The sequence below is a fragment of the Streptomyces nymphaeiformis genome, assembly GCF_014203895.1.
GTDB lineage: Bacteria > Actinomycetota > Actinomycetes > Streptomycetales > Streptomycetaceae > Streptomyces > Streptomyces nymphaeiformis.
This window is the reverse complement of sequence record NZ_JACHJY010000014.1, coordinates 78,637-99,217: the sequence shown is the minus strand read 5'-3', so window position 1 is coordinate 99,217 and position 20,581 is coordinate 78,637. Positions and strand designations below refer to the sequence as shown.

The 20,581-nt window shown below is 69.8% G+C and carries 17 protein-coding genes and 3 pseudogenes; 6 read left to right on the top strand and 14 right to left on the bottom strand.

From position 1 onward, the window contains the following. Positions 1-419 precede the first annotated feature (419 nt). The gene (locus GGE06_RS43125; RefSeq protein WP_246533017.1) at positions 420-602 is read left to right on the top strand and encodes a hypothetical protein; all 183 of its coding nucleotides are present in this window, start codon (positions 420-422) and stop codon (positions 600-602) included. Positions 603-712: 110 nt separating this feature from the next. Here GGE06_RS43125 and GGE06_RS44170 read toward each other — a convergent pair. After that, a pseudogene (locus GGE06_RS44170) lies at positions 713-1,078 on the bottom strand (hypothetical protein); the annotation flags it as partial. A 47-nt stretch (positions 1,079-1,125) separates the two neighbouring features. On the opposite strand from GGE06_RS44170, the gene GGE06_RS37940 reads away from it, so the two are divergent. Continuing rightward, entirely contained in the window at positions 1,126-1,791 is a 666-nt protein-coding gene (locus tag GGE06_RS37940) for a hypothetical protein (protein WP_184932947.1), read from the top strand. A gap of 199 nt (positions 1,792-1,990) precedes the next feature. Here GGE06_RS37940 and GGE06_RS37935 read toward each other — a convergent pair whose 3' ends face one another. From GGE06_RS37935 to GGE06_RS37925, 3 genes are all read right to left on the bottom strand, one after another. Beyond that, entirely contained in the window at positions 1,991-2,446 is a 456-nt protein-coding gene (locus GGE06_RS37935) for a DUF6228 family protein (RefSeq protein WP_184932946.1), read from the bottom strand. Positions 2,447-3,414: 968 nt separating this feature from the next. Beyond that, positions 3,415-3,810 carry a cupin domain-containing protein gene (locus GGE06_RS37930; RefSeq protein WP_116164896.1) on the bottom strand — a complete coding sequence of 132 codons (396 nt, stop codon included), beginning with the start codon at positions 3,808-3,810 and terminating at the stop codon, positions 3,415-3,417. Continuing rightward, positions 3,807-5,255, bottom strand: coding sequence for an MFS transporter (locus GGE06_RS37925; RefSeq protein ID WP_184932945.1), 1,449 nt, complete (start codon positions 5,253-5,255; stop codon positions 3,807-3,809). The genes GGE06_RS37930 and GGE06_RS37925 overlap by 4 nt, the downstream gene beginning before the upstream one ends. 58 nt (positions 5,256-5,313) lie before the next feature. Between GGE06_RS37925 and GGE06_RS37920 the strand changes: the two genes are divergently transcribed. Next, positions 5,314-5,982: a TetR/AcrR family transcriptional regulator gene (locus GGE06_RS37920; protein WP_184932944.1), complete on the top strand. Its 669-nt coding sequence runs from the start codon at positions 5,314-5,316 to the stop codon at positions 5,980-5,982. A gap of 602 nt (positions 5,983-6,584) precedes the next feature. Here GGE06_RS37920 and GGE06_RS37915 read toward each other — a convergent pair. Then, on the bottom strand, positions 6,585-7,067 hold the full coding sequence (locus tag GGE06_RS37915) for a hypothetical protein (protein WP_184932943.1): 483 nt from the start codon (positions 7,065-7,067) through the stop codon (positions 6,585-6,587). A gap of 303 nt (positions 7,068-7,370) precedes the next feature. On the opposite strand from GGE06_RS37915, the gene GGE06_RS37910 reads away from it, so the two are divergent. Beyond that, entirely contained in the window at positions 7,371-7,802 is a 432-nt protein-coding gene (locus tag GGE06_RS37910) for a DUF8189 domain-containing protein (RefSeq protein WP_116164904.1), read from the top strand. 453 nt (positions 7,803-8,255) lie between these two features. Next, a pseudogene (locus GGE06_RS37905) lies at positions 8,256-8,963 on the top strand (IS5 family transposase). Between the two features lie 7 nt (positions 8,964-8,970). Here the strand turns inward: GGE06_RS37905 and GGE06_RS37900 are convergent. Then, complete coding sequence (locus tag GGE06_RS37900) at positions 8,971-9,315, bottom strand: hypothetical protein (RefSeq protein ID WP_246533003.1); 345 nt, start codon at positions 9,313-9,315, stop codon at positions 8,971-8,973. Between the two features lie 518 nt (positions 9,316-9,833). Here GGE06_RS37900 and GGE06_RS37895 point away from each other — a divergent pair. Beyond that, positions 9,834-12,134 (top strand): M9 family metallopeptidase, encoded by a 2,301-nt coding sequence (locus GGE06_RS37895; protein WP_246533002.1) that lies wholly within the window; start codon positions 9,834-9,836, stop codon positions 12,132-12,134. Between the two features lie 99 nt (positions 12,135-12,233). Here GGE06_RS37895 and GGE06_RS43120 read toward each other — a convergent pair. The 8 genes and pseudogenes from GGE06_RS43120 to GGE06_RS43105 form a co-directional block, all read right to left on the bottom strand. Next, positions 12,234-12,418 (bottom strand): annotated as a pseudogene (locus GGE06_RS43120) (deoxynucleoside kinase); the annotation flags it as partial. Positions 12,419-12,843: 425 nt separating this feature from the next. Further along, the gene (locus GGE06_RS37890; protein WP_116164908.1) at positions 12,844-13,833 is read right to left on the bottom strand and encodes an ABC transporter ATP-binding protein; all 990 of its coding nucleotides are present in this window, start codon (positions 13,831-13,833) and stop codon (positions 12,844-12,846) included. Next, positions 13,830-14,834 carry an ABC transporter ATP-binding protein gene (locus GGE06_RS37885; RefSeq protein WP_116164910.1) on the bottom strand — a complete coding sequence of 335 codons (1,005 nt, stop codon included), beginning with the start codon at positions 14,832-14,834 and terminating at the stop codon, positions 13,830-13,832. Before GGE06_RS37885 ends, GGE06_RS37890 begins: the two co-directional genes overlap by 4 nt. Continuing rightward, entirely contained in the window at positions 14,834-15,820 is a 987-nt protein-coding gene (locus GGE06_RS37880) for an ABC transporter permease (RefSeq protein ID WP_116164912.1), read from the bottom strand. Before GGE06_RS37880 ends, GGE06_RS37885 begins: the two co-directional genes overlap by 1 nt. Further along, positions 15,817-16,743 carry an ABC transporter permease gene (locus GGE06_RS37875; protein ID WP_246533010.1) on the bottom strand — a complete coding sequence of 309 codons (927 nt, stop codon included), beginning with the start codon at positions 16,741-16,743 and terminating at the stop codon, positions 15,817-15,819. Before GGE06_RS37875 ends, GGE06_RS37880 begins: the two co-directional genes overlap by 4 nt. Before the next feature lie 20 nt (positions 16,744-16,763). After that, positions 16,764-18,509 (bottom strand): ABC transporter substrate-binding protein, encoded by a 1,746-nt coding sequence (locus GGE06_RS37870; protein ID WP_116164916.1) that lies wholly within the window; start codon positions 18,507-18,509, stop codon positions 16,764-16,766. Between the two features lie 428 nt (positions 18,510-18,937). Beyond that, positions 18,938-19,150 (bottom strand): TerD family protein, encoded by a 213-nt coding sequence (locus tag GGE06_RS43910; protein ID WP_312883450.1) that lies wholly within the window; start codon positions 19,148-19,150, stop codon positions 18,938-18,940. Positions 19,151-19,455: 305 nt separating this feature from the next. After that, the gene (locus GGE06_RS43105) at positions 19,456-19,857 is read right to left on the bottom strand and encodes a hypothetical protein (protein WP_246533001.1); all 402 of its coding nucleotides are present in this window, start codon (positions 19,855-19,857) and stop codon (positions 19,456-19,458) included. Positions 19,858-20,581 lie beyond the last annotated feature (724 nt).

Below are 20,581 nucleotides of genomic sequence, written 5' to 3'. Positions count from 1 at the left end.
CTCAAATAGCGGCGGAGGCAGTGCGGACAGAGGCAGCGACACAGGCCGCTGAGGCCGATGAACGCGGCGAGCGGGCAGTCGCCCGCATGATTCTGGCCGCTCGCCGCGGGCTCCCCGCCGTATTCCAGGTGGCGCTCCGACCAGCCGTGGTAAGCGTCCGGAGGCAATGCCCTGCTACTTACCGCCGGGCTTACCACGCAGGTCACAGGCCACTTACCACCGGACTCACGATGAGGAGTCATGGCCCCGTGACGGCTTGGGCTCCTGGTGGCCAGCTCGGTGGTGAGGGGGCGTCGAAGAGAGTCAGGCATCAGCTTCGCCGACCTCTTCAAGGAGCTCTGGATGCCTCCGCCCGCCCTGCTGCGGCCTCGCCGTGACGCCCGGCTCGACAGGCACTCGTTCCCGCGTCACCCCACTGCGTGGACGCCGTGCATTGCTCGTACGGGTCGGTGTCTGGGCGGCACTCGCCACCGGCCCCGCGGCCCTCCTGGTCGCCGTCCGCGCAGGGGCTCGACGGCATCGACCTCAAGCCCGAGGAGATCGCCCACGTGCTGCGAGGAGCCATCAGCGTCGGAAGCCTCGGAGTCGAGGCATCGCTCTGAGCCGTCGAGCGCATCAACACCCCAGGGACCGGCTCTGAGACGAGCCGGAGATGGTGGCGTTCCCATGCACCAGGCAAGGACAGCAGCCAAGGCGTCCCGGACAGGCTGTCTCGGTCGACAGGATTCGGACCTGTCAGGGCCCCCCTTTTTTTCATCGCCCGCATGTTCACCGAGTCGATAGCGCGGCGGGACCAGTCCAGCTCGCCGCGGGCACCAAGCTCGTCGAGCACCACGCGGTGGAACTTGGCCCACACCCGAGCTTTCGACCCCTCGCTGAACCGCCGATGGGCCGTTACCCGTGACGGGCTGAAAGACGCTGTCGGCAGCTGCTCCCACAGCTCCCCCGGCACCAGCCGCATCAACGATGCCCACGACGTGTAGCGCCTACGTCTCGCTTTGGCCGACGAATCGTCGCACATACTCACCAAATGAGATGACGTCTGAGTGCAAGTCCTGGGCCACAACGGAGCGGGCGGGCTTCCGTACGAGGCGTTGCCGGACCTCGCCAGTAGACTCCGACGCCATGGTGGCCGCCACTCCCGTATCACCCGTCCCGGTCGCGCCGGCCGGTTTGACCAACAGGGCCAAGAGGTTCGTCGCGTGTGAAGGCATCCGTGTCGCCCGGCAGGACATCGAGCGACACCGCGACGCCTGGATCGAGCACGGTGTCCCGGCCGCGGAGGTCGATCGCGCAGTGGCCTTCGAGGACCGTTGGGGCGGTCTCGCGCTGCCGTCGGCGCCGTTTTACGAGAGCGGCCCGCGCGTCCTGGGCGCGGACGTTCCGGAGGGGTCGGCCAGTGAGGGCTGGTGGATCCCGGCCGGGGACTGCCGCTATTCCATGGCCTACGGATCCCTGATCGGCCCTGGCGGCGAGTTCGGGATTCACGGCTACCACTGGGCACCGCTGCATGCCAGTACCGAAGGCTGGGTGGAGTCGTTGGCACTGGCCTGCCATGCGAGGCGCTGGGCCAAGACCATCACGAGGATCACCGGCGAGGCCGTCGGCTCCCTGGACCTCGAAGGGTACGAGCCGGTACCTGAAGTGCAGGGCCTGACCGACACCTGGTGGCGGGGCAAGGACTCGCTCATCGCCCTGTACCGGGGCGTGGCCGTCGGGATGGACAGGCCGGGATGCCTTGAAGCCCATGTCTACGGCGGTCTTGACCAGTGGGGTCTTCACGGCGGCTGACCGCTGGCCGGCCCTGCCGGACCTGAGCACCCGATGGGCCGGACGAGCCAGCGATCACGGTGCTGACCGGTTCTGCGTGTTCGCACGAACGAGGCGGCGGAGGCAGACGAGGGCCGCGGAAGTACCCGCGAATGATCTTCAAGGGTGCAGTCCGCCCACCCGGATCCCGTCAGCGTCCAGGTGATACGCATGTCGGATGTCACGGCTGCTCCCTGGCGAGGAAGGTCCGGACGTCGGCTGCGAGGGAGGCCATCTGCTCGCCGGCCTCCAGCCAGGTGGTCACCGAGGCGCCCCAGCCGCCGGCGGCCTGTGCCCACGGTCGCAAGGCCCAGGTCAGCCCGACGTGGCCGCCGGATCGGAAGAGGGCCGACACCATCAGGTCCCTGTCGTTGGTCTGCCAGCTCCGTTCGCCGTCCCATCCCCGGTAGTCGGCAGCGAGCTCTTCCAGGAACGTGGTGAGATCGCTGTCCCAGATCCAGGCGACGACCTCGTCGACGCGAGCGGACAGTCCCGGGGCCCGCAGCTCGACGGCATAGTGCACGGAATCCGCGTCGAAGTTGAACCGGTCGCAGAACATCACGCCCACGGATGAGTTGTCCTGGCAGCGGATGGTCACGCTGGACTGTTCGTCGAGGCGGCCGTCTGGGGATGTCATGCACGGAACGCTAGGTCAGTGCTGCCTTGATCGTCATCCGAATTCGGCGCTGACCAGGTTGAATGACCGTAGGTGGCGCCGGAGGTGGCGGTGGTTCAGAGAGGCCGAGACTGGTCCACCTTCAGCGAGACGCATCATGGCGCCCGCCGATGTCGTCGGGCGGGCGCGGGGAAATGCGGGCGCGGCCTTATCGAGGATCTTCACCCGTCGGTGCCTCCTCACCATGACATCCGGAGAGGGTTGGTGCCGGACCGAGACGGCATTGCGGGCAGGTGGTGAGTACGGTGGTGAGGACCGCGCCGAAAGGTGAGGCGTCCCCGTAGCGCGCCGAATCCTTTCGTGGAGCCGCTGATGTCCTCCCCTCCTCCCCGTGGTCCTGACGAGGTGCTCGACCGCCTGGTCGAAGTCGCCGGTCACTTCTTCACCGGCCAGGACCTGGACGGGGTGCGGCGCACGGACGCCATGTTCTGGCGGCCGGGCCGCAGGGTAATGGTGAAGGACACCGACAGCCCGGTACGCCGCTCGTCCCACCGGGCCGGATGGCACCCGGCTCACGGTCCGCGTGACCGCCCTCGCGGCGGCCGGCTGCGGGGCGTACGGGGCTACCTCCATCACCCCGACGCGGCCGCCCAGGCCCTCACCTACGGCGGTCCGGTCGCCGCGCTCGCCACGGCGGCAGTCGGCGCCACGTACCGGATCAAGGGGCGAGAGCGGCGGGAAAGGGCATGTCCACCGAGAAGAGGTTCAGCTTGTGCTGGGCGATCTTCCTCTTGGCCGCTTCTACGTGCTCGGCGTACCGGTCGCATGCCTGGGCGATCTGCGTGCAGCAGCGCGAGGTTCGTCACCAGCAGCTCGTCTTCTCGGCTTTCGCCGGCGGGCGAACACCTTGTGCCGGACGGCAGGCGCCGCCGAGTTCTCGGGCGAGGCTCGCAGGTGGCCCGGCAGCACCCTGCCGGGCCACCTGCCGATCAGCGGGTGTCGGTGCGCTTTTCGAGGCGGGTGCCGTGGCGAAGGGTGATCGACATCAGGTCGCTGGGGACGTCCAGTTCCAGGCGGTGCCAGCGACCGCGGGGAACGATCACGGCGGTGCCCGCCCGCAACCGCACCATGTCCTCGGGGTCGCCGGGTGCGTCGGGACGGAAGTGGAGGCGGACACCGCCGCTCAGGCAGCACACCGCTTCCTCGGCCTCCGGGTGCATCTCCCAGTGGTCGGCGTGCACGTCGGCGTCTGTCTCCACGTGGAACGTGGCGATCTGCCAGGCGCCGGAGCCGCTGCTCGTCATCTGCCGTTCCACGGCTCGGACGTCGCCGTCGGGGTGGAAATGCAACGCCGAGGCGAACAGGTCGACGGTGGTGGTCGTCATGACGGAGTTCCTTCCATCTGGTTCTCTGTGGGGCTGGTGGGCTGCGGGATGGGGGTGACGGCCCGGCGGCGCGGCAGTACGCCGAGCGCCACGACCGCCGCGAGCACGAAGACGGCGGCGGCGACGGCCAGGCCCAGGGCGTAACCGTCGTTGAGCGCGGCGGGGCCGGCGACTGCGCCGGTGTGGTGCGCGGCGACGGTGGCCAGGGCGGCCAGACCGATGGAGCCGCCGAGTTGGCGGGAGCTGTTCATCAGGCCGGAGGCCATGCCGGCTTCCCGCGGGGCGACGCCGGTGGTCGCGGCGGCCGCGACCGGGGCCAGGACCAGTCCGGCGCCGACACTGGTGACGAGGGACGGGCCGAGTACGTCGGCGAGGAAGCTGCCGTCGGGGCTGATGAGGGCGAACCAGGCCAGGCCCGCGGCGGCAAGGAGGGCGCCGGGCACAAGGGACGCACGGGGTGTGCGTGCCGCGGTGACGCGGGTCGCGGCGACGGTTCCCGCGATCAGACCCAGCGAGAAGGGCAGGAATGCGATGCCGGTCGCCGCGGCACCCATGCCCAGGACCTGCTGCATGTACAGGGACACGAAGTAGAACGCGGTGAACTGCCCGGCCGCGGCCAGGAACACGAGCACGTTCGCGCCCGCGACCCAGCGGCTGCGCAGCAGGCCGAGGCGCAGCAGCGGTGCGGGGACCTTCGACTCCGCGAGGACGAAGGCGGCGAGCAGCACGGCCGCGGCGGCGAGGGTCACCCATGTGACCGGGGAACCCCGGCCGAGGGCGTCGGTACGGACGACGCCGAGCACCAGCAGCCCGACTCCGCCGGTCGCCAGGACAGCGCCCAGTGCGTCCAGTCTTTCGCGTCGGGCGGGGGGCGCTCCGGCGGGTACCCCCGCGGGGATGAGCGCGAGAGCCGCCGCCACGACGGGCAGGTTGATCAGCATGACCCAGCGCCAGCCCGCGTACTCGGTCAACAGCCCGCCGGCCAGCACGCCCAGCGCGCCGCCCGCCGCGTTCACCGCGCTCCACACCCCGAGCGCGCGGACGCGCCGGGGGCCTTCGACGAAGGTGGTGGTGAGCATCGCGAGCGCGGCCGGCGCGGCTGCGGCGGCTCCCAGGCCCTGCCCGGCGCGGGCGGCGACCAGTTGCCAGGGAGCCTGGGCCAGGCCGCCGGCCAGCGAGCACAGGCCGAAGACGGTCAGCCCCAGCGCGAACAGCCGGCGCCGGCCGTACAGGTCGCAGGCGCGGCCCCCCAACAGCAGGAACCCGCCGAGCGTGAGCGCGTACACGTGCACGACCCATGACAGGTCGAGCGGCGCGAAGCCCAGCGCCGTGCGGATCGCGGGTAAGGCGACGTTGACCACGGACATGTCCAGGGCGAACGCGAATGGGGCGACGGCGGCTGCCGCCAGCACCACTCCGGGCCGCCCGCGAGAGTTTTTGTACATGTAAGAAAAGTTAGCGCCGAGGGTCGACCCTGTCGACACCTGAGGGAAGATGGGGGGCATGCCGCAACCGTCCGCACCGCGCAAGACCCAGGGCCGACCTCCCCGCATCTCCCGCGAGGAGATCATCGAGACGGCCCGCCGAATCGTGGACGAGGGAGGCGTGGACCGGTTGACCATGCGGCGCTTGGCCACGGAGATCGGCAGTACGCCGATGGCGCTCTACCACCACGTCCGCGACAAGGAGGAACTGCTCGTCCTCCTCCTCGACGACTACGCCGCACGGACCCTGCGCCGCCCCGAACTGCCCGCCCACCCTCGCGAGCGGGTCGTCGTCGCCGCCACCGCGGTCCACGAGGCGCTCGCCGCCTGCCCCTGGATCGTGGAGGTGCTGACCGCCGACGACCTGATGTCCACGACCGCGCTGTGGTTCGTCGAGCAGATCGTCGACGGCCTGGTCGAGTGCGGCCTCTCTCCCGATCTGGCCGTTCACGGCTATCGCGCGATCTGGTACTACACGGCCGGGGAGATCGTGGTCAGGACGACGGCGGCGCGGCGGCGCGCGGACGACGACCGCGCGACCTACCGGGAGCAGGTCTTCGCCGATCTCGACCCGAGCGAGCTGCCCCGCCTGGCACAGGTCGCGGACCACTGGGCGCCGCTGACCGCCGAGGACACCTACCTGGACGGGCTCCGGGCCTTGGTGAACGGCCTTCTCGCCGGCCGCTGACGACGTGCCCCCCGGCGCTGTGAGCCATCGGTCTCGGCGACATGACGCATCTGGAGGCCCATCCGCTGTGACCGGTCAGGCTCCGTCACGGTGGCTTCGGGCCAGGAACAGCTCCTCCGCCTCGTTGAGGAGGCCGGAGGTGATACCGGTCTCGCGGCCGGCGAAGTAGTGGCCGATCGCCTGCGCCTCGGTGAAGGGGATCCAGGAGGGCGGGCCGAGCGGTGGTGGGGGCCGAGTGAGGAGACCTGACTCTTTTGACCAGTCGGCCGTCGAGGAGCGAGTACGACATCCGGGTCAGGAGCGGATGGCCGGCGAGCAGACGCTCGACGCGCTTGTCTGCCTTGGGTCGGACGATGACCCGAAGGCCGGCCATGTGGCAGTGCAGTCGGCGCAGGTATCCGGCCGTCAGGGTGTCGTCGTGGACTACGGGGGCGATCTCCGGCCAGTGGCGGGCCAGGGACTTCACTGCGAAGGGGTAGCGCGGCACATGGCCGTGGGCGACCAGGGTGTGGACCTCTACCACGCCTGTGGGGCGGAACTCCGCCCGGGACGCGGTGAACAGGGTACGGAGCGGGGCCGGCACCTCGGCAGGGTCGGGGCGGTCACCGGACGGCTCCGGCTCCGGTTCCGGTTCCGGCTCGGGCTTCGACTCCGGCGACGGCGGCTCCTCGGGTGCGCAGCATCAGGTCGACCACGCGGTCGTACACCTCGGTGCCGTTGCGGACGGGAGTCTCCAGGCAGGGGAGGTTCTCGTGCGAGGTACACAGATTCGCGGCCGCGACGCCCTTCCCCAGGGCGTCCTGATAGGCGGCGAGCACGTCGGTGTCGCCGGCGGCCAACCGGTCCATCACCCAGGGGCTGAAGTTGCCGACGTGATGAATCAGCTCGAAGGGACCGGTGAGATGGCGCTCGCTGAGCAGTTCGGTACCGGACTCGGCCTTGCGCAGCTGACGGCCGACCCGCGCGGCTATCTCGCGGCAGCGGAGCCGGTACGCGTCCAGGAAGGTGCTGCCAGCCCGGAACAGCGACAGCGCAGAGAACCTGCGAGGGGGTTCGGGAGCGGGCGGCGTGGTGCCGGCTGGCAACCGCTGAGCGGGACGAAGCAGCAGCTGCGGCGGCGGGGGAGTGGGCCGGCCTCGCTGGTGGTGCGGGAGGCCGTACGGGCGCCCGGGAGCGTCGGCGGCCTGCCGGAATCGGACCCGGAAGGACGCGCTCGGGAGCCCTTCACGCGGGACGGGAACCCCTCCGCCGGGGAGACGGGCGCAAGCGGATCGCCAGTGGGACGTTAGAGGAGGGGCCGGAGAATGGTGACTCGCCAGGGGACACGGGGCGCTGCGTCTACCCCATTCCCCTTCCACGATCACGCTACTCGGCAAAGGAACATGTAGATGAGCAGGTTCAAGAGCGCCCTCGCGTCCGTCGCGGCCCTGGCCGCCTTCGCCGGGGTGGGCGCCGCGGCGACGCCCGCGCAGGCGGCGACCTACTGCACGACCAAGAGCCAGAAGTACTTCTGCGACTACGGCATCACGACCACGAAGTTCCCTGACGGGACGCAGCAGCAGTTCGTCGTCGGCGCCGATCACGCGGTGTGGACGAACTGGACCCGCACCGACGGCTCCTGGAACGGGTGGGTCTCGATGGGCGGGTGGGTGCAGAGCCGGGTCGAGATCGACTACCTGCAGAACAGCCCCTGGAACTTCACCATCGCGGCCATCGGCGGCGACGGCAACTACTGGTTCCGGATGCGCTTCACCAACGGCTCCTGGAGCGACTGGCAGGTGAGCTGCTTGGTCAACCCGAACGGCTGGAACTGCCCGTGACCGCTGCGGCCGCCGCGACCGCAGCGGCCGCGTAGGGCGAACGGGCATCCCGGACGCGCCCCGGGGCAGGGCCGGGCCTGACGGGTCGTGCCCCTTCGGGCGTCCTCCTTCGCCCGGGCGGCCGCCTCCCGCTCCGCCGCAGCCGCCTTTGTCCTCTGTCCATTCCGCATCGATGCCCAGGCGCCGCATGCAGCGACATACACCTCCAAGACGGCGACTGCGGCGAGGAGTTGCCCGATGAGCGACCACGAGAGGGTTGCTCCCACGACAGGGGGCTGTTGGCGGTCCGGCGAGCCGGAGATGTACCAACGTTCCGGGTAGTGCAGCGGCTGCGAGCGGTAGGGCTGAAGTCCATACCGCCATGGTGAGAGAGCGGTTTACTGATCATTTCAGAATGAGTTGGGCTGCAGGTCTTGTGCTCGACGAGCTTGGTAGGCGAGGTGTCCGGATGCCCTGTGGGAGTGGGTGGCCCCGCTGTTGCCGCCCACTCCCGAACGGCGCCGTCGTCACCCCGGGCAACTGCGCGTTCCCGACCGAAGTGGCTCTCGCCGGAGTCATGTACGTGCTGCGGACGGGTGTCACGTGGCGTGATGTCCCCGCGGAGACCGTGGCTGCTCAGGGGGGATGGCCTGGTGCCGGCTGCGGGTCTGGACGACCGCTCCGTAGACGGCTCGCACGTCCGAGCACCCAAGGGGGGATCACGTCAGCCCCGCACCCGTCGACCGCGCCCGCCCCGGCTCCAAGCACCACCTGATCGTCGACCGCCACGGAACCCCGCTCCCCGTCACGCTCACCGGCGGCAACCGGCACGACGTCACCCAGCTCCTGCCGCTGCTGGACGCCATCCACCGATTCGGGGGACTGTGGGGCGCCCCCCGCCGCAAGCCCCGGCGTCTGTATGCGGACCAGGGCTACGACTTCGACAGGTACCGCCGCCTGCTGTGGAGGTGCGGCATCAAACCCCTGATCGCCCGACGCGGCGTCGCCCACGGCTCCGGACTGGACAAGGTGAGCTGGGTGGTTGAGCGCGCTTTCGCCTGGCTGCACCAGTTCAAACGGCTCCGCACCTGCTACGAACGACGCGCCGACCTCCATCAGGATCTGCCTGACCTGGCCTGCACCCTCATATGCCTCGCCTCCACCGACTCCAGCGAACTCTGACGTGAGGTCAGTAGCGGAGGCGAGCCTCGGGCCCCTTGATACGCACCATGCAGTTCTTGAAGAGCTGCAACGGAGGCTGCCGCCCGTCAACCGGAGCCAAGGTGAGCTCCAAGTCCTGCAACGGCTTGGCCAGGGCGACAAACCTGGCCCCATCCGGGTCCGAGCCTTTGAAGGCTGCCCATGCCTCGAGCAACGCCCTCACGCTCTCCCAGCCCGGTCCCGGGGTGAAACGCGCCAGGAAGAACGGCTGATCACAGTCATACTCGCTGAGCTCACCGACCAGGACTTCTCCTTGCAAAAGCCGCCACTTCGTCATCCCTGAACCAGCTCGAATCCCGATCGCCGCCGCCATCTGCCGACAACTCCTCCGACTGCCTGCACCCGTCGTCACGGACGCCCGCGGCCACCACGACAAGACGGCCAGGCGCCTCCGCAGCGAGACCGGAGGAACCTGGAGCTGGATGCACCCCCGGAGATCACGGAACGTCACCAGCAGGGTGGGTACCTCAGAGGACCATCGACAGTTGCATACGAGGGCCCACCGGTATCAGGCCCCGCTCCCGCCTCATCCGCTGACTGGTGGTCACTGATGACAGTGCCGTAGCACTTGTCCGGCCCCAGGTGCCGAAAGCGTCATCTAGGCGGTCATGCAAGGGCGTTGGAGCCATGGCGGCTCGTGCGCCGACGCACGTGCGGGTAGGGCGAGTTGGCAACGTTTCCGTTGCGGTGGTCGACGAATCTGGCCAGAAGCCTTCCCTGACAATGCGACATGTGAAATTTTACACGTCACATGTCAACGGCCTCGTGCTTTCGAGCACGTGTCCACAACGGCCCCGGAGGCCCCCACAGATGCATCCCTTCCGGATATCGATGACCCGCGCACGAAGACTTCCCGTGCTCGGCGCGGCCGTCTTCGCCGCGTTCGGTCTCCTCGCGCCGCAGAGCCAGGCCGCCCCCGTCGGCGTCACGGCTCCGGCCGGTGCGCACGCAGGCGGAACCGCGGCCCCGGCGCCGCGGGCGATCCCGGTCCCCAAGTCGCCCCATGCGATGAGCGACAATCCCCGCTTCCGGCTCTCCTCACAGGACGGTGCAGAGGAGTCCGCCCTGCGGCCCGCGCCCACCGTCAAGACGAGCAAGCGGTCGTCGTCCGCCGCCGCGGAGGCGTGCGGCGACCTGTCCGGCGTCATCAACGCCACCGGCAGCGCGCTGATCAGGGAGCTCAAGGCGCTCCCTCAGATCACCTGCACCTACCCGCTGTTCAACCTCACCGGGGAGAACGCGCGGAAGGCCTTCCGCGAAGACCAGATGGTGACCGTCGCCAACGCGCTGCGCGACAACTCCGCCACGTACGCGGGCGACAACAGCACCTCCACCGGCCAGCTGGTGATGTTCCTGCGCGCCGGCTACTACGTGCAGGACAACAACGCGGACGTCGTCGGCGCCTACGGCACGGCACTGGAGGGCGCGGCGCGCGGCGCCCTGGACGCCTTCTTCGCCGCCCCGCACAGCAAGGACGTCACCGACGCCAACGGCGAGATCCTCAACGAGGTCGTCACCCTCATCGACAGCACCCACGAGGCAGGCCGGTACGCCGGAGTCGTGAAGTGGATGCTCGGCAGCTACGTCGGTACGTGGCCCGGCCAGATGAACCTCGCCATGCAGCACGTCGAGTGGGTCGTCGAGAACGGCTTCAAGGCCAAGAACGACGGCCGTGGCTGGCGGGCCGCCCTCAAGGCCGACCCCGCCATCCTCGACACCTGGGCCGGTTTCATCACGCGCAACGGCGCGGAGCTGAACCGCCTGGACGTCGTCAGCAACGTCGGTCGCTACCTCGGCTACGCCCTCGACGTCCCCGAGCTCAAGGACCGGGTCCGGCCGCTGCTGAAGGACCTGATCAACCGGTACCCGAACGTCGGCCCCACCGCGCCGATCACCATGAACCTGGGCTGGTACACGCGCCAGTACGACAAGGGCAACTGCGCGGCCTACGCCATCTGCGACCTGGGCCAGCGCGTGCTTCCCGCAGTCCTGCCGATCCAGCACACGTGCACCGCGGACCTGAAGATCCGCGCCCAGGACGTGTCCCCCGGCCAGCTGGCGAGCACCTGTACGAGCCTGGCCGGTCAGGACGCCTACTTCCACCGGATCATCGGCGACAAGGGTGCGATCCCCGGTGACGTGAACACCAACCTGGAAGTCGTCGTCTTCGACGACTACACCCAGTACGCGCTGTACGCCTGGGCCATCTATGACATCGACGTCGACAACGGCGGCATGTACGAGGAGGGCAACCCGGCCGTCCCCGGCAACCAGGCCCGCTTCATCGCCCACGAGGCCAGCTGGCTGCGCCCGGACTTCCAGATCTGGAACCTCAACCACGAGTACACCCACTACCTCGACGGCCGCTACAACATGTACGGCGACTTCGAGGCGGGCATGACCACGCCGACCATCTGGTGGGTCGAGGGCATCGCCGAGAACATCTCGTACGGCTACCGGGGCGAGCGCAACGCCGACGCGATCGCGGAGGCCGCCAAGAAGACGTACAAGCTCAGCGACCTGTTCGACACCGTCTACGGCCAGGAGGAGAACCCCGAGGTCAACTCCAACCGGGTCTACCGCTGGGGCTGGCTCGCGGTCCGCTACATGCTGCAGAAGCATCCCGCGGACGTCCAGACCGTGCTCGGCGCGTACCGCACCGGTGACTGGGCCGGGGCCCGCACCGTCCTCAAGCAGACCATCGGCACCCGCTACGACGCCGACTTCGCGACCTGGCTGACGACCGACTGCGCGACGAACGACTGCGGTCCGCTGCCGGACGCCGCGGCTCCTTCCGTCCCGCTCTGCACCCTCAGCGACCCCCGGCAGTTCGACCAGAACTGCCGCCGGGACAACCTCGCCGCCTCCACCGGCAACTACAGCTACCACTTCGTGTACCTGCCGGCCGGCGTCAAGCAGCTGAAGATCACCAGCAGCGGTGGCACCGGCAACGCCGACCTGTACTACGGCGGCAGCAACTGGGCCACCACCGGCAGCTACCAGGCGAAGTCCACCAACGCCGGGAACGGCGAGACCCTGACGATCGACAACCCGCCGTCCGGCTGGGTCTACTTCAGCCTCGCCGCCACGCAGGGCTTCAGCGGCGTGAGCCTCTCCACGCAGTCCAAGTGACCCGGTTCGCCGGGGCCCGCCAGGCCCCGGCGAACGTCACGGCGCTGCACCCCGTCAACGGCCCCGGAGCCAGACGCGGCGTCCGGCCGCCCTCAGGGCTTCCTTATCGCGTCCCCGCAGCCCGATGCGGTGCAGCACCGTCTCGAAGCCCGCCTTGAGACAGACATGAGATCGGGCGCCTTGCGGTACGGCAGGCCGTCGATCTCGCGCATCATCTCCTCGAGCAGCCCCTCGTACACCTGCACCTCGAGCGAGCTGATCCGGCCCAGTCCGTGATTGACCTCGGTGCAGCACACGGTGTTCGGTCGGGGCACTCGGGTCGATCCATCCCCAACGGGCGTGCCAGCGGGCCTCGCTGCGCACGGCCCCGCCTTCTCGAGAGCGGGGACGATGTCGGGTTCCTCAGGGGCCGGGGTGGCGTTGGCGGTGATGGAGTAGGCGCACAGTGCCTCGTACGCCCCGTACGCCCCGTACGCCCCGTACGCCTCGGGATGCGAGCGGCGTTCGAGCAGTGCGACGCGGCACCTCGCCGGGCGGGCAGGATCGCTGCCGCGCTGCCGGCGAGGCTCGCCCCGCTGATGACCGCGTCGTAGTCGGGTCCCGCGCTCTCGGCTCGATCACGCTCTGATCGTCCCCCGTGGCGTGGTGACAGTTCCGTCAGGAACATGAGGACGAGGAGCATGGGCGGCTCAAGAGCAGCGGTGCGCCCTCACCTTTCCTCCGGGCCCTCGGGGAAGTGGCAGGCCACCTGCCGGGCGTCGCCCGGGACGGCGATCCGCAGCGGCGGCGCCTCGGTGCGGCAGATCTCCCGGGCCTTGGGGCAGCGCGGGTGGAAGGTGCAGCCCGGTGGTGGAGCGGCCGGGCTCGGAGGGTCGCCGAGCAGCGTGATCCGCTCCCGGGCCCGCTCGGCCGCCGGGTCGGGCAAGGGCACGGCGGAGAGCAGAGCCCGGGTGTAGGGGTGGGCGGGCGCCGCGTACACCCGCTCCTTCGGACCGATCTCCACGATGCGGCCGAGGTACATCACGGCGACCCGGTCGCAGACGCGCTTCACGACCGAGAGGTCGTGGGCGATGAAGAGGTAGGCGAGGCCGAGTTCCCGCTGGAGCCGTTCCATGAGATTGACGATCTGCGCCTGGACGGAGACGTCGAGGGCGGAGACCGGCTCGTCGGCGACGACGAGGCGGGGGGCTGTGGCCAGCGCGCGGGCGATGCCGATGCGCTGGGCCTGACCGCCCGAGAACTCGTGCGGGTAGCGGTCGATGTGCTCCGGGATGAGCCCGACGAGCTCCATCAGCTCCACGGCCCGCTTGCGTGCATCGGCGGCCGAACTCCCCTGCACGAGCAGGGGGTCGGAGATGATGCGGGCGACGGTCTGCCGGGGGTTGAGGGAGGAGTGGGGGTCCTGGAAGACCATCTGGAGGTCGCGCCGCAACGGCTTCAGTTCGCGCTGGGACAGATGGCTGATGTCGCGGCCGTCGTACGAGACGGAGCCGGTGGTCGGCTCCAGGAGCCGCACGATCATGCGGCCGGTGGTCGACTTGCCGCAGCCGGACTCGCCGACGAGGCCGAGGGTCTCGCCGGCCGCGACGTCGAAGGAGACGCCGTCGACGGCCCGGACGGGCGCCGAGCGGGCCCGGCGCCCGCGGAAGGTCATGGTCAGGTCCCGGACGCTCAACAGGGAGGGGGCTGTGGTGGTCATGAGGGAACGCCTTCGTATGCGGGGAAGTGGCAGGCGGCCGGGTGTCCGTCCGGGCCACCGAGCAGGGGGCGTTCGCCCGTGCAGCGGGCCCGTTCCTCCTCGGAGCCCGCGGCGGCGCGGGGGCAGCGGGGCGCGAACACGCAGCCCGGTGCCGGGTCGAGCAGGGAAGGCGGGCTGCCGGGGATCGCCCGCAGCGGCGCGTCGTCGTGGTCGTCGAGCCGGGGCAGGGAGTCGAGCAGGCCCCGGGTGTACGGATGGGCCGGGGCCGCGAACAGGGCATCCACCGGGGCGTGTTCGGCGGCCCGGCCGCCGTACATCACCAGCACGTCGTGGGCCACCCGGGCGACCACCCCGAGGTCGTGTGTGATCATGACGACGGAGAGGCCCCGGTCCTGCTGGAGGCGGGCGATCAGCTCCAGGATCTGCGCCTGGACGGTGACGTCGAGCGCCGTCGTCGGCTCGTCGGCGATCAGCAGATCCGGCTCGCAGGCCAGCGCCATCGCGATCATCACGCGCTGCCGCATACCGCCCGAGAACTGGTGGGGGTACTCGCCGGCCCGGCGGCGCGGTTCGGGGATGCCGACCTCCCCGAGCGCCTCGACGGCCCGCTCGCGGGCGGCCGCGCGCCGGGACCCGAAGTGGACCCGGTGGTGCTCGGCGATCTGCTCCCCGACCGTGTAGTACGGGTGCAGGCTGGACAGCGGGTCCTGGAAGATCATCGCCATCCTCCGTCCGCGCAGCCGGTTGAGCTCGCGCTCCGGCAGGCCGATCAGTTCGCGGCCGTCCAGGGCGACGGAGCCGGTGACCTCGGCGCCGGTGTGCAGGCCCATCACGGCGAGCGAGGTGACGGACTTGCCGGAACCGGACTCGCCGACGATGCCGAGGGTGCGCCCGGGCGGGACGTCGAAAGAGAGGGAGTCGACCGCCCGGACGGGGCCGCGCTCGGTCGGGAAGGTGACCGTGAGGTCCCGTACCGACAGCAGGGGGGCCAAGGCGCCCATCAGTACCTCACTCGCGGGTCGACGACGGCGTACAGCAGGTCGACGGCCAGGTTGGCGACGACGATGAAGGTGGCGGCGAGCAGCGTCACGCCGAGGATGACGGGCTGGTCGCCGGTGGACAGGGCCCCGTAGAAGAGACGTCCGACGCCGGGCAGTCCGAAGATGGACTCGGTGATCACCGCGCCGGCGAGCAGACCGCCCAGGTCCATGCCGAAGATGGTCAGGATCGGCGTCATTCCGGCGCGCAGCCCGTGTTTGACGACCACCGTGCGGCGCGGCAGTCCCTTGGCGCGCGCGGTGCGGATGTACGGCTCCGCCATGGACTCGATCATCGAGCCGCGGCTCTGCCGGGCGTACATGGCCGCGTAGAGCACGGCCAGTGCCAGCCAGGGCAGCAGCAGGTTCGACGCCCAGGACAGGGGGTCGGAGCCGAAGGGCACGTACTGCGGGTAGGGCAGCAGCCCGGTCAGCCGGATCAGCCCGTAGATGAGCAGCACCGAGGTGAAGTAGACCGGCAGGGAGGCGGCGGCGACCGCGCCGACCATGAGGGCCCGGTCCGTGAGGGTGTCCTTGCGGAGCGCGGCCGTCACGCCGGCGGAGAGACCGAGGACCAGCCACAGCACGGACGCGCCGACGGCGAGCGAGGCGGAGACGGGGAGCCGGTCGACGAGCAGGTCCCAGACGTCTTCGCTGTTCTCGTACGAGTAGCCGAGGCAGGGGAAGTCGCAGCGCAGGGCGTACTGGCCGGTGCCCATGGTGCGGCCGGTGAAGATGCCGGTGACGAAGTCGGAGAACTGGCGCCACAGCGGGGCGTCCAGACCCATGTGGGCGCGGATCGCCTCCAGACGCTCGTCGCTGCACGCCTTGCCGCAGGCCGCGGCGGCCGGGTCGGAGGGCAGCACGTAGAAGATGGTGAAGGTGACGGCGGCGATCGCGAGGAGGACGCCGACCACCCCGAGGAGCCGGCGGCCGAGGTAGAGGATCACGTGCGGCCTCCTCGCGGGTCGAGGATGTCGCGCAGGGCGTCGCCGAGGAGGGTGAACGCCAGCACGGTGAGGAAGAGACAGAGGCTGGGGACGAGGAAGTACATGGGGTCCGTGTCGTAGTAGGCGACGCTCTCCGCGATCATCTGCCCCCAGGAAGGGGTCGGCGGACGGACGCCGACCCCGAGGTAGCTGAGGGCGGCCTCGGTGGCGATCATGCCGGGGATCATGAGCGTGGTGTACGCGATGACGGGTCCGGCGACGCCCGGGAGGATGTCGCGGGCGAGGATCCGCCAGGAGCCGGAGCCGCCGACGCGGGCCGCGTCGACGTACTCGCGGTGCTTGAGCGAGAGGGTCTGGCCGCGGACGACGCGGGCCACGCCGGGCCAGCCGAAGAGGCCGATGACGAGGATCATCAGCAGGGTCCGGTTGACGTCCCGGGCCACCGACATCATCGCGATCATGAAGATGAGGGAGGGGAAGGACATCGTCAGGTCCATCAGACGGGACAGGACGGTGTCGGTGCGGCCGCCGAAGTAGCCGGCGGCGACGCCGGCGGCCACCCCCGCCACCACGACGATCGCGGTGGCGGCGAAGGCGATCAGCAGCGAGACCTGGGCGCCGTGCACGACCCGGGCGAACAGGTCGCGCCCGGTGATGGGTTCGACACCGAGCCAGTGTTCGGCGGAGACCCCGCCGAGCGGCCCGATCGGCAGTCCGCCGAGGTAGGGGTCGACGGCGGACTTGTCGAACTCTTCCGGGTTCCAGCCGCCCAGCGAGCTGATCAGCGGGGCGGCCACGGTCATCAGGGCGAAGAGGGCGACGACGGCGAGGGAGGCCTTGAGGGAGGTGCGGCGGCGCAGTTCCGCGCGGACCAGCTGCCAGGCCCCGCCGCCCCCGTGCACCGGAGGGGAGGTGGTGGTCATGGTCATGGGAGGGACGTCCTTCAGTTCGCGCTCTTCGAAGGGTCCTTGAGACCGACCGTCGCGTAGTCGATCTGCCCGCTCCAGGAGGTGTGGCCGTAGGCGCCGGCGATGTTGGTGCCGACGAGGAGGGAGCGGCGCTTCATGGCACCGGGGGCGACCGGGGCCTTGGCGAGGATCTGGCCGTCGAGCTCCTGCCACGCCTTGTTCGCCTGGGCGCCGTCGGTCATGGCGGCGATCTCGTCCATCCGCTTCATGGTGGCGTCGTCCCTGAAGAGGGAGTGGTTGCCGGAGTTGCCCTTCTCCTTGATGTAGCGGCCGTCGAAGACGAAGGGGAGGAAGGTGGTGCCGGAGGGGAAGTCGGGGCACCAGCCGGTGTAGACGAGGTCGGTGCGGTTCTTGGTGTCGCCGATGGTGTCGTAGAAGGCGGACGGGTCGACGGTCTCGATGGTCACCTTGATGCCCGCCCGGCCCAGGGACTGCTGGATGGCCTCCCCGATGGCCTTGTCGTTGACGGAGACGGTGAGGCGGGTGGAGAAGCCGTCGGCCTTGCCGGCCTCCTTGAGCAGCTGCTTGGCTTTCTCGGGGTCGCCGGAGAGCGGGATCTTCAGGGTGTCGGGCTGCTTTCCACCGGTGAAGAGGGAGCCCGGCATGGCGGCGCTGGAGGCGTCGGTGACCGCCGGGCCGCCGGCGGCGGTGACGATCGCCTCCCGGTCGAGGGCCCATTGCACGGCCTGGCGGACCTTCAGGTCGTCGAAGGGGGCGCGGCCGGTGTGCATCTGGACCATCTCGGTGCAGCTGCTGGACTCGGCGAGCAGCCGGGCCTTGACGTCGGCCTTGGTGAGCACCTTGGAGATGGACTCGGGGCGGAGCTGGGCCCAGGAGACGGCGGAGGCGTCGGTGCCGGAGGAGGCGATGAGCCGGTCGTCGATCTGGTTGCCCTTGAGGCCCATGGTGACGACGATCCGGTCCGGGTACGCCTTGCGGACGGAGTCGCTCTTCGGGTCCCAGTGGGAGTTGCGGACCAGGACGATCTGCTTGTCGCGGGCGTACGTCTCGATCTTGTACGGCCCCGAGGAGAAGGGTCGGCTGTCGTACTGGGGGCCCTTGTCCTGCTTCGGCGGCACCGGGGCGAAGGTCGGCAGGGTGGTGGCGAAGGGGAACTCGGCGAAGGCCGTGTGGAGTTCGAAGACGATCGTGCGGGCGTCCGGGGTCTTCACCGAGTCGAGGTGCCTGCCCTGGGCCGGACCCTGGTAGCCCTTGGCGCCGGCGAGGTAACGGGCCGCGTAGTCGGGGCCGCCGGGCAGGTCGGGGGAGAAGGACCGCTCCACGTTGTACTTGATGTCCTGGGCGGTGATCGGGGTGCCGTCCTCGTACTTCAGGCCGGGCTTGAGGCGGAAGGTCCACGTCTTGGCGCCGTTGGACGGGGTGCCGAGGTCCTCGGCGAGGTCGGGGACGAGTTCGCTGCCCTTGGCCCCGGGCTCCGCCTTGTAGGTGACCAAGGTGCGGTAGAGCAGCCGGGTGCCGAAGTCCATGTCGGGCATGACCCAGTTGCGGGCCGGGTCGAGGTGGGTGAAGTCCTGGTTGGACAGGACGGTGAGCGTGCCTCCCTTCTGCGGGGTCCCGCCGACGACGGCGCCGTTGGTGGAGGCCGCGGGGTTCTTGCGGTCCTGGGAGCCACCGGACTTGGCGCCACCGGAACAGCCGGTGACGCCGAGGGCGAGGGCCGTCACCAGGGCGGTGGCCAAGGTGCGGGTGTGCTTGTTCATAGGAGGTCACTCCGGGAGAGCAGCAGTCGGACAGCCGACGAAGGGGCGCGCCAGTGGCACAAGCGTCGACTGGAATGTGACCGGTAACATAGTAATGTGAAATTGCACTGACAAGGTGTCGGGAGCGCCGTTACTCATCCGTGTCCGGGTGGCGGGAGTGGCGGCGACGCCACAACTGGGAAGCTTCAGGCGGGACTTGGCAACCTGACTGCCATGTGAAACATTACTGCCGTGCCCAAGAGGGCACCTCGGATGTCATCACCAGCGCCGACGGCGCGGCCTGCGCCCACTACGCCGCCCGAGCCGGCCTCTCCGCCGCGGTCGTCGACCGCGGTCTCGTGGGCGGCGGCACCACGGGGGCGGGCGAGGGGAACCTCCTGGTCTCCGATGTGCTGGGTCATCCCTCGTCATCTGGCAGGCGACGAGGGTTACTCCATGTCGACGCCGTATCCGCGTACGAGGCTCTCCAGGCCATGGTCGTAGGCCTGGCCGGCGGCGCGGAAGCGCCACCGCGGGCCCCGGCGGTAGATCTCGGCGAGCTGTAGAAGACGAAGTCCCCGTCGCAGGAGAGCTGCTCGTCCTCGTCGAGGACGAAGGCGACGACGTGATCTCGCGGTTCGTCCGCTGTGTCCAGGAGGCACTCACGTGCCCGTGGCCGGCGGTGGCAAGCGTGGGGAGACCGGTGACTCCGCCGCGCGGCAGGAGATCGGTCATCGCGTTGTCCTGGGCGGGGACGTCGGCCGGCTCGGGGACGGGGGCTCCGAGCCGGCCGTGCGCGTGGACCGGAAGCTCCAACGCCGTGATGCGGGTCATGCGGCGGTCGAGTTCGCCCTCGGGGAAGAGGACGACGTCGGTGACGCTCGCCGAGGGGTTGATCGCGGCGGCCCGCCCAGCTCGACGACCCTGGCCCGGGCGGCGGATGCCTCCTCGTGGGTGCCGCCCAGGATCAGGACCCGCCGACGGCCGAACGGCTTGGCGGAATGCTTGGGCTCGGGTCGCCTGGGCGCCGGCACGTCCGCGGCAGCTGTGGACGCGGCGGGGGACGGCTTCGGCGTAGTGGGCGGCGTGGCGGGGTCGCCGCTTCCGGGTTCTTCTTCGGTGTCTGGTTCTCGTGCGGTGTTCCGGGACTCACCCCTCCCCGCAGCTTGAGAAACGTGTGCTCGTCGATGACGGTGACACCTTCGGCGATCGCGCGCCGTGCCTTCGCAGAGCCCGAGGCCGCGTCGGTGGTGACGAGGGCGCTGGTATACCGGCTGGCCGACGACATGATGTTCAGGCCGGCGGCGACCTCTCGGGCCACCAGTTCGGCCCGAGAGGTCGCGGTCTCGCCCGTGACGGGGATCTTCATGGCCTGGGCGATCGGGCCGCCGGGTGTCGGACGGCCCGGACCTGGTCCCGCTCGGCGTGGCAGAAGTCCGCCGACTCCTGGCGCCTCGTCTCGTCCCGCCCCACCTTCGTGACCGGCCGCTTCGGCGGCGCGCTCTCAACTGGTCGTGCTGCCGCTACCAACGCAGAGCGGTCTCGTTGGTGGGGTCTTTCGCTGAGTCCCAGCCGGGCCCATCGGCCGGCCCTGCACTCCGGTCGACGCCTTCGATCAGGCCAGATGGCGAACCGCTGCTGGAGTACCTGGATGCTGGAGCGTGCGCTAGGGCAATCCCGGGAGAGCATGGTAATGGCCCCGGCAGGACTTTCGGGCCTGAGGTATTGCGACGCGGCCAAGGGGGGCGAATTTTAGCCATCACATCGAATTCGTATATTCTTTCGGTCGCTATTCTTCGAACGCTCCGGGAATATCGAAAATTCTGATGGATTTCAGGATTCCACTGGTGGCGGAGAGGCTTCGGTGCATAGGATATCGCGCGCTGCTCGCGATGGCGGTCGGTGAGGTCGATGGTGAGGGGTACTGCGATTGAGCTGCGGAAACACGCACACGCAGGGCGGCCCCACCCAAGGTTCTGGACGTATGTTCGCCATTCCTGATTTGCGGCCTTTACAGCTCGTCCACCTTTTATCCAAGCGATCGTCATGAAGAGGTCCATGCGGCAGTGGTGGGTCCATTTCCTTCTCCGTGT